The following is a 16,937-nucleotide window of genomic DNA, read 5'->3' on the forward strand; positions in this document are numbered from 1 at the left end:
AATATACTTAATATTAAATTTTTATTGAGATAATACTTATTGATTTAATAAAATAAATTTTATTAATTTTATTGATATATAATATATGTAAAATGTAAGATTTATAATTAATGTTGTATAATTAAATAATATGGAAACTTTTATTACAAATTCTGTTTTTGGGTTTATTTCATTTGATGAAAAATTAAACATTATTGAATATGAAAATTTCAAATTTGATGAAATTCCCCTAAAAATTACATCAATGAGAGAAGGAAAAATACTTGATGAAGAGATAAAAATAATTGAAAGTGTAGATGAAAAATATGGTAGAATCAATTTAGAATCCAATAGAAAACTTTCAAATTATAGTAATTTAAAAAATTTTAATAAACTCCAATTATCCTCTGAAAACATTGGTGGAAAACATTTAAGATCCAATTTAGAAGACATTTTAAATGAAATTTTAAAAAAAGATTTAGATGCAATAAGCAAAGAAAATGAAAATTTAAATAAAACTTTAAATAAAAACTTAAATAAGAGCTTAAATAAGAATTTAAATAAAACAGAAAATTCTATAAAAAAACTTATATCAGAAATATATGTAAAAATAGCTTCATTAGAAATGAAAGAATCCTTTCAAGAAGAAGATAAATTACTTATTCAAAGTATAAATTCTCTTGATGAAATAGATGAATCAGTTAGTAAGTTAGTTGAAAGAATTAGAGAATGGTATTCAATATACTTCCCTGAAGTTGAAATTATACAGAACAACAACAGTTATATTAAGTTAATAGCTGATTATGAAGATAGAGAAGAAATTATAAAAAATAATCTAAAAGAATTTAACTTAGATGTTCATATTAGCAATGGAGCAGATTTAGAAAAAGAAGACATTGAAATAGTTAAAAGGTTTGCTAATTCTATTAAATCACTTCAAAAATCAAGAAAAGATATTGATGATTATATTGATATTAAAATGGATAAAATCGCTCCAAATTTAAAAGATTTGGTTGGATCAACACTTGGAGCAAAATTAATAGCTCATGTTGGAAGTGTAAAAAGGTTAGCACTATTCCCATCTGGAACTATTCAAATTTTAGGTGCAGAAAAAGCATTGTTTAGACATTTAAAAACTGGCGAAGATCCACCGAAACATGGTTTAATATATCAACATCCAGAAATTCGTGGAGCAAAATGGTGGTTAAGAGGAAAAATATCTAGAACATTAGCATTAAAAATAAGTTTAGCCGTTAGAAAAGATGTTTTCAGTGGAGTTTTTGATCCAGCAAATCGTGAAAATTTTTTAAAAAAGATTGAAGATATTGCAAATAAAAATCCTTTTCCTCCAACAAAAAAACAGTTAGAAAAAAGAAAATTAAAGAATAAATCAGGAAATAGAAAAAATACAAAGGATGAATCAAGCAAGGACTCCAACAACTATAAATATATTAAAACTAAGTCCTTTGATTCACCAACAATAAACTTCAAAAAGAAAAAAAGAAACAAAGTTAAAGGGAAAAAACTTTTAAAAGACCTTGATTATTAAAAATTTTTTAAAAAAAATCTAAAGTCTTAAAAGTTAAAGCCTTAAAATTTTAAATCTTAAAATTTAAAACTTAAGACTTAAAGCTTAAGACTTAAAACTTTAAAAAATGTAATAACAAATAAAAATAAAAACTTAGGAATGAAAAAATGAATATTTATAATGATAGTCAGCAAATAGCAACTGAAAATCTTATTGTTGGAAAGAAAGTCTATGGTGAAAAGTTAATTATTCTAAATAAAAATTTTAAAGATAAAGACATTAGAGACAAAGATTTTAAGAATGAAAATATTGAAGATTTAGAAAAAAAAATTGAATATAGAGTCTGGAATCCAAAAAGATCTAAGTTGGCGGCTGCACTCTTAAATGGATTAAAAAGTGTAGAAATAAATGAAAATTCTAAAATTTTGTATTTAGGTGCTTCAACAGGTACAACTGTTTCACATATATCAGATATTGCTAAAAATGGCTTAATTTATGCTGTAGAATTCTCTCCAACTGTTATGAGAAAATTAGTTCGATTATCAAAGATTAGGAAAAACATTGCCCCAATTTTAGGAAATGCTACAAAACCTAAGAGATATTTAAATCTTCTTGAAGAAGTTGATTTAGTTTACTGCGATGTAGCACAGCCAAATCAAGCTAAATTATTCATGGATAATGTAAATTTATTCTTAAAAGAAAATTTTAAAGCTATTTTAATGTTAAAAGCCAAAAGTATTGATGTTTCTTTAAAACCTCAAAAAATATTTAAAGAGGTTGAAAAAGAATTAAAATCAAAAGGATTTAAAGTAATAGAAAAGGTTAAACTTGAACCATATGAAAAAGATCATCTCTGCTTTGTTGTTGAAAAAAACTTTTAATAAATAACTAAATTTTTAAATAATAAAATTTTCATGCTATAGTTAATTATAGCTAATTATATATTAAATTATTTATTATCGTATTATCTTAAAAAATAATTCATTGTATTTAGATTCATTAAATAAGAATATATACAGAATCTATGATTAGAATTAAAGACTTATTTCTGATTAATTAAGTATATAATCCCTAAAAATAAAAATAAAAAATATCTAAAAATATCCAAAAATTCTAAAAAAGTATTACTTAAGAAAGTTTTATATGTGATGAAGACAATATGTGTATATGCTAATATAAATTTAATAAACTTTGCTTAGACTCCTCATAGAGTTTTTTACACTCCTACATAACCACTTCACTCCAAAAGACTATGAGGATTTGTCTTATTTTGTGAAACACGAAGTTTATACTTATTTTAGCAATATTTTTTCTTTTTTTAAAAACAAAATTTCCAAATAAACTTAATAACTGACTTATAGAAAAATCGCCTATTTTATAAAAAAAGTATTACTTTTCAAAGCTATAACTTATTAAAATCTATAGAATTCTATTTTTAAAATAACTATTTAATTTTCATTAATATTACAAGTTTATTTTTAAAATTTAATAGTTTATAACAGATCAAAAAAATTAATAGAAAAAACTAAGCAAATAAAAATTTAATAATAATATAATTGATGTATCAATTAGATAAAAAAATAAAATTTATAAAAAAATAAATTTATTTAAAAACTCAAAATAATAAAAAATTAGAGATAATTAAAGATGCTTAGAGATAATTAATATCAACTATTCTATCAAAAAGTAATTTAGATATTTCAGCTTTAGATCTTAGAGATATTTTTTCTACATCTTCATTAACAAAAATAACCTCATTTTTATCAGACCCAAAACCAGAACCTTCAATATTTAAGTCATTTGCAACAATTAAGTCTGCTCCTGCATTAATCAACTGCTTCTTAGAAATTGAAACAATATTTTCCTCAGAAATATTATATTCTGCTTTAAAGCCTACTAAAAATACATTTGGGGCTATTTTTTTAATTTTCCTAATAATTTTTTCCGTTGTCTTAAACTCTAGGGATAGATCTATTGAAGAAGAAATTTTAAACTCCTCTTTCTTAATTGGAGAAAAATCAGAAATTGCAGCTGCTGAAATAAAAATATCCATATCTTTAACAAGCTTTAAAGTCTCATTATCCATTTCAAAGCTTGATTGAATATAAACTGTATTGAAAATATTTAAAATGTCTACAGAAACATTCCCAGCAAGCAAAGTAACATTTCCTCCACGGATATAAGCTTCTTTAGCTACTTCTAAGCCCATTTTCCCTGAAGATTTGTTAATAATTCCCCTAATAGGATCAATAGCTTCATATGTACCTCCAAGAGATATTAAAATATTTTTATCCTTTAAGTCTGCATTACCATTAGATAAATTAGCTATTCTAAGAGATTCTAGTATAACTTCTTCTTTATCTGGAAATTTAGCTTTTCCTTCTTCATTTTTAGGGTTTAAAAAGTAGACACCTTCTTTTTTAAGCTTTTCAATATTTTCTCCAATGGCTTTATACATTGAATCATGCATTGAAGGAACAAATAAAATTGGAGTATTGTGTCCAAAGCCTGTTATAAGAAGAGTTGTTATTGGATTATCAGCTATTTTATTAGAAAATTTACTTATAACATTAGCTGTAGCTGGAGCTACAAGAATAAGGTCTGCTTGAGCATATTTTACATGTTCAATCTTACCTGTCAGCTTTCTAACAACTTCTTCACCTGTAGCAAATTCTAAAGCATTAGGGTGAATAATTTCGGCTCCTTCATCACTTAGAAAAGCCTTAATTTCTATTCCTAGTCTCTTAAATTGACGAGTTAATTTAATAGTTTCTACAGCTGCAATACTTCCTGTAACACACAAAATAACTTTCATATTAACCATTTGATAAATAAATAAAATTTAATAAAAAAAATAAACAAATAACTAATTAAAAAAAATATTAAAAATAAAAATATTAAAAATAAAAAATTGAACCATGATTATTAATCTTTAAAGTGGAAATAAACTATAAAAATTGAATATGTTCTGAAATATAATTAAAATATTTTTCTTGCATAGAAAATTCAGATTCTGGAGCAGTACATAGCACGACATAAACATAATCTCCTTTTTTAAACCAAATAGCTCTATGTTCTTTAATTAATTCTTTTTCTGTAACTATGTATGTACATTCTAAAGCACTAAATTCTCCAACAGTCGTGTTTCCCTCATTAACCAGTTGATACGAAGAATTTAAAAACATTTTTCTATATGTATCTCTAAAAATTGAATCTAAAGAAGACTTATAAGCTTTTTTCTGAATTACAACGCTAACTTGATCAAGATTTGAGTCCATATCAACATAATTAGGATCTACAACAGCTATAATTGTATCATTTGCATAAGATTTAGCTTCTACCCAATTGTTAGGAATTATTATTTTAATTCCTTTCTTTGTAAGAGTTTGTGGAGCTTCATCAGAACTTTTGTCCGTAACACATCCAGAAACTAAAATAACAGAAATAATCAAAATAGCCATTAAAAAATATTTTTTCAAATAATCACCAGTAAATAAAATTTTAAAAATAAATAACATTTTAAAGAATAAATAACATTTTAAAGAATACTTTAAAGAAAAATTTTATTATAAAAAAAATCGAGAATGTTCTAATTTTTAGAAGAACCACCACTAGACCCACCAGAAGAGCCTCCACCACTAGAAGAACCACTACTAGACCCACCAGAAGAGCCTCCACCACTAGACCCACCAGATGAACCTCCACCACTGTTAGAGTCAGGTTTAAGAGAGTTGTCCTTACTACCAGAGGAACTATTGGAAGAAGAACTTGAGTTAGATTTGTTAGGGTTTTTAGTAGTATTAATATTCTTACTTACATCTGGAAAAGCTGTTTCATTTACATAAATAATATTGCTAGTAGAGTATAAGGAATCAAAGTCAAAGTTAAAAAGACCAAATCCAATGCCTCCAATAAATGCAACAGCTAAAAAACAAATTGCTAAAAATGCGTATTTATTAGTAAATAGGTTACTATTATCTTTCTTAGGTTTAACAATATATTTATCAGAAATAAATTTCTTTTCTTTTAACTCTTTCTCTTTTTTTGCTTTAATAATTTGAGGGTTTGGTGGAGGAGTTTTTTCCAGACCTCTTAAAGTTTGAACCCTCTCAGTAGCATTAATTGTATCTAATTCTTTAAGATATTCATTTTTAAGAAAATCATACTTCTTTGGTGAAATATATCCTTTTTTATAATCTTTTTCTAAATCATTTAAGATTTTTATAAGTTTTTGTTTATCCATTCTAATAAAATCGTCCCCTTATCAATAATTAAGCAAAATGAAAAAATTAAAGCATAATTAGGTTTATGGTCATTATTCTAAAATTATTAATGTTTAATACATATTACACTAATACATATATCATAATTGTATTATCATATAACTACTTATTATCATTTAAAATAAAAATATTTTATAAATATAATGCATTTAATTAAGAAAATATATTAATACTATATATCAACTTTACTTATTAATATTTCCTATTTCTGCTATTGGATAAGATCCTAAAACTTTCAATAAATAGACTTTCTCTTCTATTTTTTCCAAAATTGCTTTAATTTTTTTATCATCACTATGGCCTTCAAAATCCACAAAAAATATATAAGTACCTAGACCTTCTTTTAATGGACGAGATACAATTTTAGAGAGGTTAATTTTATTTTTAGCAAATATTTCTAAAGTTTCATATAGTCTTCCTGGATTGTTATCATGTAAAGTAAATAAAATCGAAGTTTTGTCATTACCTGTGGGTTTTGTCTTCTTTTTTCCTAATGCAACAAATCTTGTTTGATTGTTATCTGTATCTTGAATGTTTTCATCAAGAATTTCTAAGCCATAAATCTCTGCAGCTTTTTTGCTTCCTATAGCACCACTATCATTAATATTTTTTATTGATTTAGCTGCTACTGCAGTACTTAATGTAAAATGAGTCTTCAATTTATGTTTTTCTATATATTTTTGGCATTGGGAAATTGCTTGAGAGTGTGAGAAAACATTTTTAATATTTTCTAAAGAAACTCCTTTCTTAGCCATTAAATTTTGAGAAATAGGAACAACAAACTCTTTTTCTATTATTAAATCACTATCAACCAATAAATCTAAGGTTAATCCCACAGATCCTTCAATAGAATTCTCAATAGGAACTATTGCAACTTCTGCATGGTTTTCTTCAACACATTTAAGAACAGATGGTATTGAGCACTGAAAAAATAAGTCATCACTAAGTGATGATGCTACTTCATGGGTAAAAGTCCCATTAGGTCCTAAAAAAACTATTTTAGAATAAATTATACTACCTCCAGAGATAAAATCTATAGATAAATAAAATTGTTTATTATAATAAAATTATATTATTTTTAATATTTTATATATTCTTAATATTTTATATATTCTTTGAAAATTTATTAGGAATTTAGAAAAAATGTTAAAAAGTTGAGTTTTAAATTTTTATAAAAAAATAAAAGAATAGAAAAAGGCAAAGAAGTAGAAAAATAAAAAAATAGAAAAAAGATAAAAGTAAAAAAAAAAGATAAAAATAAAAGTGAAAAAAAGATAAAAAATTAAGAATCCATAATCAACTATATAAAACAATTCCTAAATAACCTAAATCCTGATTAAAAAACATTACTGTTACTTGCAAAATAGCCATTAAAATAATAATTAATGCTAAATAGCTATAATCTGAAAGGTTAATATTTTTTTTTGAGGAATATAACTGGGAATTATCCGAAAAACATCTGCTAATCATACTAAAATATACATTTTCACCTTTTTCAAATGCCTTTAAAAACATCATTCCTATTGTGTAACCTACTTGTTTTATTCTCCATTTATACGGAGTTAATTTACTATGAATATTAAAATTTCTAGATTTTTGTGCTGTTCGAATAGCTGAAAGTTCATCAATAAAAACAAATAAAAATCTAACCATTATACTTAAAATCATTGCTAAATCTTTTGGCATTCCTAATTTTCTAAAGGATTGAACAATTTCTTGAACAGGGCTTGTAGAGGAAAGAAGAACTATGGCTGTTAATGAGACAATTAACCTAGCAGCTAGAAGTATTGCCCAATTTAAGCCTAAATCAGTAATGTGTAACCAAGATACGGAACTTTGCCAAATAATAGCTCCAGGATGAATAAATGGCTGAAAAAGAATTATAAACCCTCCAAATGGTAGTAGGAGAGCTATTCTTTTAAAAGAATTTATAAAGGATAAATTAGCCAAAAATATCATTATCAATAGAAATATTTCCATAACAACTGGAACTAATAGCTGATTTGAGTAAACAGTAAAGACAATAATTACTAAAACAGCTATTAACTTTATTCTTCCTTCTAAATTATGGACTATTGAATTTTGTGATGATAATGCATCTAAATCCAGTGCTTCATTAATATTCATAAAATCAACATAAAAGTATTTGATACTATCTTAAAACTTTAATCGTGTTTTTTGACTATATATGCCACCCCAAAACCAAGGGTAATTGTAATCACAATTCCAATGATTAAAGCAACTATTTCTCCCAACTTAGAATCTCCAAGTGTGTAATCTGGAAAAGGTGACTCTACAACAGAAACTGCAGCATCTTCACTAAGTGCTGAATCTTCTGCAGATTTTTCTAATCCATCAGGATCAGCAGATGCTAAAAATGGAGATAAACAAGCTATTACAATACATAAAACTATTCCCATGATAATTAAGTATTTATTTCCCTTTTCCATTTAAATCACCAATTCATTACTTTTTCTTTTTCTATTCCAAGCTAATAAGTCTGGTCTGTATTTTTCAAGGACATATATTACTATAACAGTCAAAACTGCTTCAATAATTCCAATAAATGCATGTAAAATTCCCATTGAAGTAAGTCCAATTATTAAAGGAAATTTGCCAGCAATTATCATTTCAATAGCACAGAATTCAGCAGAAATAAATGTAGCAAGCCATGCCCCTATTCCTATTGCAGGATATTTTCCAATAAAATTCTTAAGTCCTTTAAATGTGAGTAAACCTACTCCACCACCGATAATAGCCATGTTTAAAACATTAGCTCCAAGAGCTGTGATTCCTCCATCTCCAAAAAGCAATGCTTGAATAAGAAGCACAACTGTGAATACTAAAATAGCTGCCTCTGGGGCTAAGAATACTATAGCAACTAATGTTCCTCCAACCATATGCCCACTAGTACCAAAAGGAATAGGCAAATTCATAGACATTATAGCAAAAATTCCTGCAGCTAAGACTGCCATTAAAGGAATACGTTTTTCATCAAGATTATTTCTTGCCCATCTTGATGCAAAATATAGTGCTATAATCAAAATTACATAATAAATGGCACATTGCCAATAAGGTATAAATCCATCAGGTATATGCATTTTCATCACTCCATAGAATAAAAAATTAAATTTAAGCAAATAAAGAAAATAAAAATAAAAACTAAAATAAAAACTAAGATAAAAGCTAAAATAAAAACTAAGATAAAAGCTAAAATAAAAAAGTAATACTTTTTGTCCAAAAAATTAAAAAAAAGTATTACTTTTTTTGTATTATTAAAGTTGAAATTTCTAAAAACAATCTAAAAAGCATTCTTTTTAAAATATAAAGATTGATAAATATAAATTATTATTTTAATTTATATAAAGGTTTTCTTTGTATTACAAAAACTATTTTTTTCTAAAAAAAGTAATACAAAAATGTAAAAAAAACTAAAAAAAACAGAGGAGAGTATAGTAAAAATAGAAGAAATATGCTGAAAAAACAGTAAATAAATGGAGAAAAAAAGAAAAAAATGAAGAAAAAACAGTAAATAAAATGAAAAATAAAGAAAAAAGAGTAAAAAAAGAAGAAAAAAGAATAAAAAAGAGTAAAAAAAAGAAAAAAATAAGTTATTCACTTTCCAATTTAATAATCAAATTCAATAGATCAGATTTTGTAATAATACCTACAATATTATCATCTAAATCTACAACTGGAAAGCCATCAAAGCCTGTTTTTAGCATTTCATCAGCAACAGTGGTTATGTTGTCTTCGGTTGAAACTTTTGAAACATTTCTAGTCATTATATCTCCAACAAAAATATTTTTTACCTGTGTTTTCATGTGATTTTCAGAGACTTTTTTCCTAAAATTAACATAAGCATTTGCAATATCTTTTGATGTTAAAATGCCTACTAGAGCATTATCTTCACTAACTAAGAGTCTTCCAACACCAGAATCAATTATTAATCTTCTTGCATGAATTAATCTATCTTCTGGAGAAACAAAAATCAAGTCTGTAGTCATTATATCTTTTACTAATACTCTTTCATAAGCCCTACCTCTGCAAGTATCAATAAAATCAGATTTAGAAACTAAACCTTTTATATTTCCATCACTATAGACAGGAACTCCGCCAATATTATTTTTAACAAGAATTTCAGCTACTTCAGGAACAGACATATCCTCATCAACAGTTATAACATCTTTAATCATTAGAGTGGACATGTGAAAATGAGAAGGTGCCATATTTCCATACTTAGAAGAACCGAGTTTAATGGCTATGTCTTTTTCAGTAGCTATTCCTACAAGCTCTTTTTCCTTGTTTTGATTTGTATTTATAACAGGTAGCCTAGATACTTTCTTTTTTTCCATTAATTTTAAGCCATCACAAATATTTTGATCTTTATCAATGGAAATGATTCCTTCAGACATTATATTTTTAACCTGCATTTTTTCACCAACATTAGAATATAATAACTTAAAAAAATATAAAAAATTTTAAAAAAATATAAAAAAATTAAGAAATATAAAAAGTTTTAAAAAAAATATAAAAAACATTGATAATGTATAAAAAATATTAAATTGAAAAAATATAAAAAATAAATTAATTAATATTAATTGCTCTTAAAACATCTCTTTCTGTAATTATCCCATAAAGAACATTATCTTTAACAACAGGAACTCCTCCAGTGTTTTTATTTTTTAATATATTACATAAGTCACCAATTCTTGTTAATGGCTCAATGGTAACTACTTCTTTTTTCATTACTTCAGAAACAAAAGTATTTAAAACCTCTAAAGCACTGTTAGATTTGATATGTGTAAATAAATCTTTTTCAGAAAAATATCTTAAAATGTCATTAGCAGTTAGTATTCCAACTAATTTTCCGTCTTTTAGATGTGGAAGATCTTCTTTTCCAATAATTGGAATTCTTCTTAGGTTATTTCTAAACATTATTTTAGTTGCACCTTCAATTGGAGTTCCAGGAGTTGTTGTAATAACTTCTTCAACCATAAAGTCTTTAACAAGCTCATCAGTTAAAACTCCTCGTAAAGCCAGAGCAAAATCCCTTTCAGTTACAATACCAAGAATTTTTTGGTTTTCACCAATTATTGGAAGTGCACCAACATCTTTCTCAAGCATTATTTTAATGGCTGTGGAAATTGAATCTTTATGTGTTAAAGAAAAAACATCTTTTGTCATTATTTCTTTAACACTTTCATTAATAGCTCTTAAAAAGTTATCATGATATTTTTCTTCCATTAGATTAAATTTATCTCCTCCACCTAAAAAATTTAAAATATCCATAGAAGTCACAATACCTAATAATCTTCCAGAACCTGGATCGGTAATAGGTAGTCTTCTAAATTTATGTTTAGCCATTATTTCAGAAGTTTCTTTAATACTTGTAGTTGGAGGGATTGTAATGACATCTTTAGTTGCTAATGTCATGATATCTCCATCATGCTCTGAAACTCGACTTTCATGCTCAACAGAACCTCTATTTCTAGATTTTCTTAAGTTTATGGCGGTTTTATCTTTCATTTAAACACCTCTTTTTTAACTTAATCTAATTTTTAATAAAATTTAATCTAATATTTTATAAAATTTAATAATAATATTATAAAATTTAATTATAATTTCATGAAAATTTAAAGCAATATTATAAAATTTAAAGCAAAAAAAAACTTTAAGCCATAAATGTAAATTAAAAAATTATAATTCAAAAAATAATTTATTCAAAGAATATTTACTCAATTTCTAAAAATTTATGAATTTGTGGAATTAAATAAACATTCATATATTTTCCAGCTATTTTAGAAAACTTAAAAAACCTTTCTGTGTTATTTTTCCATATGTTCATTGGACTTTGTGGTTGAATAACAATAGAAAGGTTGTTATTATTATTATTATTATTATTATTATTATTATTATTATTATTACTATTATTATAAATCAAATCATTTTTAATTAATTCATTTTTATTATTAACCATATCTTTATTATTTAATCTAAATTCATTATTTATTTTAAATTCATTATTTACTTCTTTTAATACCTTTTCAAAATTATCATAATTCGTTTCTGGGGAAATAACAATTTTAAAATAAAAGGATATATTATTTTTCATCAAAATTTTCATTGACTCAATTTCTTTTTTATAAATTTGAGTATCATGAATATTTTTCTTAGCAATAAAAAATTCAGGGAGCTTTATATCAATAGAAACTATCAAATTTCCATTTTTATAATTTAATTTTTCTATAGCATTAGGAATAGAACCATTAGTTTCTAATAAAATTGGAAAATCAATTTTATCAATTAATTCATTTATAAAATCTATGTGAAGAGTAGGTTCACCACCAGTAATTGATATTGAATGTAAATCTGGTGTTTTTAATTTATTAATCTCATTTAAAACTTCTTTAACAGATAATAAATCTAAATTTTCTACTGACTGACTTGTAGGTGTGTCACAATACAAACAATCCAAATTACATCCACCTAAACGGATGAATATTTCTCTACGACCTACAAAAAGACCTTCACCTTGAAAGCTAGAAAAAATTTCAACAACAGGAGCTTTAATAAAAACCACTTTAAAAATTTTTAAAATACATTTAATAAATAATTAGTTAGATAATTAGTTAGATAATTAGTTAGATAATTTAAATATAAATTAAAAAAATTAAAAAAAATGCATTTAAATAAAATAAATTAATGAAAAATAAATCAGCTATTTATTTGTTAATTTAATTGATTTTCTTTGTAAAAATAGCTCCTTGACCTATTCCCTCATTTACACCTACTGAAATTGAATTAATGTTATTATACCCCTTATTTTTTAAATCTTTAAAAATTATTTCATTAAAATACTCAGCTAAAGATTCTGCCGAACTATCATCTAAAGGAAGAAGAATTGCATCGCTTTTTGGAATTGCATATTTTTTTCCCTTTACAGAGAATTTAAGATTTTCAATATTATTGAAAACCTCGATAGAAATATCTTCAGGTTTTAAACCTTTAAATTCAGTGTATTTATTAAATATAGGGATCAACAAACGGTGATCTAAAGATTTACAGACATTTCTTGCTGAATTTTTAATGTCTTTAAAATCAACAACAAAATTAAAGTCACCAAATCTATCTCCTTCTATTTCAATATCCACAAAATATGAATGTCCATGAATAAAACCACAAAAGTTATGTCCAGGAATTATATGTGCAGAAGAGAAACGTAAATTTGCTGACATTCCATTTACAACAATTTTCATATTTTATACCTAAAAGTTTAAATTTATATTTTAAAAAAAAATTAAAAAACTAAAAATTTTTAATATTATTAATTAATTAAAAATTCATTAAAAGATTATGATATTCTTAATATTTATAAAGGATATTCTTAAATATCAAAAACAAATTTTTTCTAAAAATACTATAATTTTATTTTATTTTTTCTATTTATTAAATCTTTCTAATTTATTCAAAAAATATAAAATCCTTAGTAAAAAATGAAAACTTTTTAAAAAAGTAGAAGATTTACAAACAAATCCGTAATCATCATGTGAAAAATTAAAAAAATATTTAATAAAGTAAAAAATATTAATGAAATAAAGAATGCTAATAAAATAAAGAACACTAATAAAATAAAGAATTTAATAAAATAAATAAATTAAATAAATATATATTGATAAAATAAAAAATTTATTATTTTTCAAATGCTCTTACTAAAGATATTTATATATTAAAAAAAAAATTATCTCTAATGTCAAATTCACTTTTTTGCCCTAACTGTGGAATGTTAAAAAATAATTGTGTTTGTAGTAACAACAAATCAAAGAAAGAAAAAACATTTAATAATTATGACACACAAAATACTTTAGACTTTTCTTATCCAAAAAAAGAAAATTACAACACACAATATGATAAAATTGATGAAAATAGCTTTGTTTATTCAATAGAAAAAAATTCACTTAATACCATCGAAATAAATAAAATAAAATCTAATTATCCTGAAATTCCAAGTGAAATCATTGAAAAATTTCCATTTAAGCATCCACGAGTTGGTCAACTTGAAATCTTATCTGAAATTGTAGAAGCCATTGAAAAAGGGTTTAAATACATTATTTTAGAAGCTGGAACTGGAACAGGAAAATCTGTAATAGCTGCTACATTAGCCAGGCTCTATGAATCCTCATATATTCTTACAATGACTAAACAATTACAATCACAATATGCAGAGGAATTTAATTTTCCATTAGTTAAAGGCAGATCCAATTTTTCTTGTTTGAATGATGATTTAGAGTCTACATGTGATATTGGAAACTGTAAAACAAGTCCTAATTCAAAAAAATTCTTTTGTCCATTTGGAGTAAGTAAAAATCCTCCATTAGGTGCAAATGAAGCATTTGAAACGTCTTATGGGGCTTTATTTTTCAATAGTGAAAATCATTGTTCCTATTGGCAGCAAAAAGCAGATTCTATTAACTCTCCCATTAGTTTAATGAACTACGACTATGGGATTTTAGAGTTAAACTATGTAAAGCATTTTCCAAAACGAAAGTTATTGATTTTAGATGAAGCCCATAACATTGAAAATAAGCTAATGAGGATTTTAGAGTTAAATCTTTACAATAAACGACTAGAAAAAGATATCAGAAGAACAATAAGTAGAAGAACTGTTAAAGATGGTGAAATATCCGATTGGAAATTAGAAATAGAAGGAATCTATGAAGCATATAGAGAAATTGATTTAAGTAAATTATCTATTAATAAGGCAGATAGAATAAGATCTACAACTTTAAGGCTAAAACAACTATGTGAAAACCTTGAAAAAGAGCCTAAAAATTGGGTTATAGATGGAAATGAAGTTGGTGTTTCATTTAAACCACTTAAAATAAATCAATATGCAAAAAATTATTTATTTAATCATGGTGAAATAACAATATTTTTAAGTGCTACAATCTTATCTCACAAGCTATTTTCTAAATGGCTTGGATTAAATCCAAGAGATGTTTTTCATATGAAAGTAGATAGTCCATTTAAAGCCCATCAACGTCCAATTGAATTGAAATTTGCTGGAAAAATGAGTAAAAATAGAATAAATCAAACTGCTCCCAAAACCATTCCTATTTTAAATAAAATCCTAAAAAAACACGAAAATGACAAAGGTTTAATTCATTCTAATAGTTACAACTGTCAACACTACATTACAAACCATTTACATAACACAAGAATAATTTCACACAACAGTGAAAACAGAGAAAGAATTTTAAACTTTTTTGAAAAAAGTGAAGACCCACTTGTACTTGTTAGCCCTTCAATGAGTGAAGGTGTTGATTTACCATATGATAAATGTAGATTTCAAATAATTTACAAGGTTCCTTTCCCTTATCTTGGAGATAAGCAGATAAATCAAAGAAGAAAAAGAGATCAGCGATGGTATGCATATAAAACAGTAATGACACTGATGCAAGCTTATGGAAGAGGAATGAGAGCAGAAGATGATGAATGTTACACATACATAATTGATGAAGACATAAATATTCTTTTTAAAAGTCCAATGTATAAATCATTACTTCCTGAATTCTTTAAAGAAGCCATCATCCAAGACGACTAAAAAAAAACTAAAAAAAGGATAAAAAAAGAAAGAAGCAAATTAAATAAGAAATAATTCAATTAAAAAATTTACTTTAAAGACTTACTTTAAAAATTTACTTTAAAAGCTTATTTTAAAAATTTTTCACTTTGTGCTTTTTTATTTAAATAGCTATTGTTATTTCGTCAAAGCTTACTATTGGGATTTTACGGTTTTTTTTACCATCTTTAAGTTCAATAAATCCATTTTCACTTAATTTTTTTACTTTTGCTAGAACTGTACATGTGTTTTTATCTAATAATCTTGAGAGTTCACTTATAGATTCAGGATTTTTAGTTTTTATGGTGTTTAGTATGTTTATATCAAATTCAGATAAAGCTATTTTATTGGTTACTACAGTATGTGTTTCTTTTATTGATTCATCTAAATGCTTTAGGTAATATTTCCAAGCTTCTAAATCAGAATAAAATAGCCTATTATTAGTTATTTTCGCTTTTTTTTCTAGTTTTTCAAGAGACCCATAAGTATTTTCCATTTCTCCTATAAGTTCTTCAGCTGTTTGTTCTTTTATTAAAGTTATTCTCATAATTTCAACTACTTTATTAAATTATCAACATTTAAACCTTCATTTAATTCAATATGATTCAATACTATATTATGGACTTCATTAATCCAATTACTTCCAAACTCCACTTTATAAATATCTTTATCACATAATTTTATTTTCATCTGCTCTTTTCTATTCATGTAATATATTATTATATACAAATTTATTTATATAATTGATGTTTTTTATCCATATATTATGTGGAAAATAAAAAAATAAACACAAAAAATTATTATTGATAGATAAATTATATATACATAAATAATTTATATATAAAATATATTCATATAAATAATTTATATGTAAACTAATTGAGAAAATTCATTTTTAATATTATTATTTAATAAAACATGATTATTTTAAATAAATTAATAGAATTAAGATAAAAGAGGCAAAAATATGAGTAGAAAAGATAAAAATATAAATAAAAAATCGATTAAAGATGAATCTGAAATTTTATGGCTATTTCCAAAAGTAAATGTCTTATTAAGAAGAAAAATGCAAAAAGAATTAAGTCAATATGAGCTATTATGGGAACAATGGAGCATTTTAAGTAAAATTTATAGAAATGAAGGAGTAAATCAGAAAAAAATAGCTGAAATATCAATTAAAAATGAAGCTGCTGTAACCAGAACTTTAAACTACTTAGAGGGCAAAAATTTAGTTTCAAGAGAAAAATCAGAAAAAGATAAGAGAGAGTATTTAATCTATCTCACAGAAAATGGTAGAAAAATATATGAAGAAAGTGAAGAAGTATATTTTAAAATATTAAATGATATAAACAATATTTTCAAAAAAGAAGAACTTAAAAATCTAAAAAAATCATTAAATAAATTAATTGATAATTTACATTGAACAATTAAAAAACAAAACAACTTAGATGACACCTAGATATCAACAATTTGAGTTAAAACTTTTTTGTGTATTACCATTATTTCAAATAGTAATATTTAAATA

Annotated in this window: 17 protein-coding genes; 4 read left to right on the top strand and 13 right to left on the bottom strand. The window is 24.5% G+C overall.

All coding sequences use genetic code 11. The features are described from left to right. The first annotated feature begins 130 nt into the window (after positions 1 to 130). Together MBCUR_RS00620 and MBCUR_RS00625 are read left to right on the top strand one after the other, a co-directional pair. Positions 131 to 1,528: an NOP5/NOP56 family protein gene (locus MBCUR_RS00620; protein WP_067088932.1), complete on the top strand. Its 1,398-nt coding sequence runs from the start codon at positions 131 to 133 to the stop codon at positions 1,526 to 1,528. A 146-nt stretch (positions 1,529 to 1,674) separates the two neighbouring features. Continuing rightward, complete coding sequence (locus MBCUR_RS00625; protein WP_067088935.1) at positions 1,675 to 2,388, top strand: fibrillarin-like rRNA/tRNA 2'-O-methyltransferase; 714 nt, start codon at positions 1,675 to 1,677, stop codon at positions 2,386 to 2,388. Between the two features lie 770 nt (positions 2,389 to 3,158). Here the strand turns inward: MBCUR_RS00625 and coaBC are convergent. From coaBC to MBCUR_RS00680, 11 genes are all read right to left on the bottom strand, one after another. Then, positions 3,159 to 4,322 (bottom strand): bifunctional phosphopantothenoylcysteine decarboxylase/phosphopantothenate--cysteine ligase CoaBC, encoded by a 1,164-nt coding sequence (gene coaBC / locus MBCUR_RS00630; RefSeq protein WP_067088937.1) that lies wholly within the window; start codon positions 4,320 to 4,322, stop codon positions 3,159 to 3,161. Between the two features lie 133 nt (positions 4,323 to 4,455). Continuing rightward, complete coding sequence (locus MBCUR_RS00635) at positions 4,456 to 4,986, bottom strand: hypothetical protein (protein WP_084269380.1); 531 nt, start codon at positions 4,984 to 4,986, stop codon at positions 4,456 to 4,458. Between the two features lie 110 nt (positions 4,987 to 5,096). Continuing rightward, positions 5,097 to 5,750, bottom strand: coding sequence for a hypothetical protein (locus tag MBCUR_RS00640; protein WP_067088940.1), 654 nt, complete (start codon positions 5,748 to 5,750; stop codon positions 5,097 to 5,099). A 225-nt stretch (positions 5,751 to 5,975) separates the two neighbouring features. Beyond that, positions 5,976 to 6,800 (bottom strand): prephenate dehydratase, encoded by an 825-nt coding sequence (gene pheA / locus MBCUR_RS00645; RefSeq protein ID WP_067088943.1) that lies wholly within the window; start codon positions 6,798 to 6,800, stop codon positions 5,976 to 5,978. 286 nt (positions 6,801 to 7,086) lie between these two features. Then, positions 7,087 to 7,917, bottom strand: coding sequence for a cobalt ECF transporter T component CbiQ (gene cbiQ / locus MBCUR_RS00650; protein WP_067088945.1), 831 nt, complete (start codon positions 7,915 to 7,917; stop codon positions 7,087 to 7,089). Positions 7,918 to 7,955: 38 nt separating this feature from the next. Continuing rightward, a complete protein-coding gene (locus tag MBCUR_RS00655) occupies positions 7,956 to 8,240 on the bottom strand; it encodes a PDGLE domain-containing protein (RefSeq protein WP_067088948.1) in 285 nt (94 codons plus the stop codon). After that, on the bottom strand, positions 8,241 to 8,891 hold the full coding sequence (gene cbiM, locus MBCUR_RS00660; RefSeq protein WP_067088951.1) for a cobalt transporter CbiM: 651 nt from the start codon (positions 8,889 to 8,891) through the stop codon (positions 8,241 to 8,243). It lies immediately after the preceding gene. Positions 8,892 to 9,401: 510 nt separating this feature from the next. Beyond that, entirely contained in the window at positions 9,402 to 10,223 is an 822-nt protein-coding gene (locus tag MBCUR_RS00665; protein WP_067088953.1) for a CBS domain-containing protein, read from the bottom strand. Between the two features lie 154 nt (positions 10,224 to 10,377). Beyond that, positions 10,378 to 11,319, bottom strand: a complete 942-nt coding sequence (locus MBCUR_RS00670) for a CBS domain-containing protein (RefSeq protein WP_067088956.1) — start codon at positions 11,317 to 11,319, stop codon at positions 10,378 to 10,380. A gap of 205 nt (positions 11,320 to 11,524) precedes the next feature. Further along, entirely contained in the window at positions 11,525 to 12,373 is an 849-nt protein-coding gene (locus tag MBCUR_RS00675; RefSeq protein ID WP_245637263.1) for a 7-carboxy-7-deazaguanine synthase QueE, read from the bottom strand. Between the two features lie 154 nt (positions 12,374 to 12,527). After that, positions 12,528 to 13,049 (bottom strand): 6-carboxytetrahydropterin synthase, encoded by a 522-nt coding sequence (locus tag MBCUR_RS00680; RefSeq protein ID WP_067088958.1) that lies wholly within the window; start codon positions 13,047 to 13,049, stop codon positions 12,528 to 12,530. 491 nt (positions 13,050 to 13,540) lie between these two features. Between MBCUR_RS00680 and MBCUR_RS00685 the strand changes: the two genes are divergently transcribed. Further along, on the top strand, positions 13,541 to 15,394 hold the full coding sequence (locus MBCUR_RS00685) for a helicase C-terminal domain-containing protein (protein ID WP_067088961.1): 1,854 nt from the start codon (positions 13,541 to 13,543) through the stop codon (positions 15,392 to 15,394). 142 nt (positions 15,395 to 15,536) lie between these two features. Here the strand turns inward: MBCUR_RS00685 and MBCUR_RS00690 are convergent, their stop codons facing one another. Both MBCUR_RS00690 and MBCUR_RS10895 read right to left on the bottom strand, forming a co-directional pair. After that, entirely contained in the window at positions 15,537 to 15,959 is a 423-nt protein-coding gene (locus MBCUR_RS00690) for an HVO_A0114 family putative DNA-binding protein (RefSeq protein WP_067088963.1), read from the bottom strand. An 8-nt stretch (positions 15,960 to 15,967) separates the two neighbouring features. Further along, entirely contained in the window at positions 15,968 to 16,102 is a 135-nt protein-coding gene (locus MBCUR_RS10895) for a hypothetical protein (protein WP_281190500.1), read from the bottom strand. 277 nt (positions 16,103 to 16,379) lie between these two features. Here MBCUR_RS10895 and MBCUR_RS00695 point away from each other — a divergent pair, with 277 nt between their 5' ends. Further along, complete coding sequence (locus tag MBCUR_RS00695; RefSeq protein ID WP_067088966.1) at positions 16,380 to 16,835, top strand: MarR family winged helix-turn-helix transcriptional regulator; 456 nt, start codon at positions 16,380 to 16,382, stop codon at positions 16,833 to 16,835. Positions 16,836 to 16,937: the final 102 nt, after the last annotated feature.

The sequence above is a fragment of the Methanobrevibacter curvatus genome (assembly GCF_001639295.1).
GTDB classification, from domain to species: Archaea; Methanobacteriota; Methanobacteria; order Methanobacteriales; family Methanobacteriaceae; genus Methanoflexus; species Methanoflexus curvatus.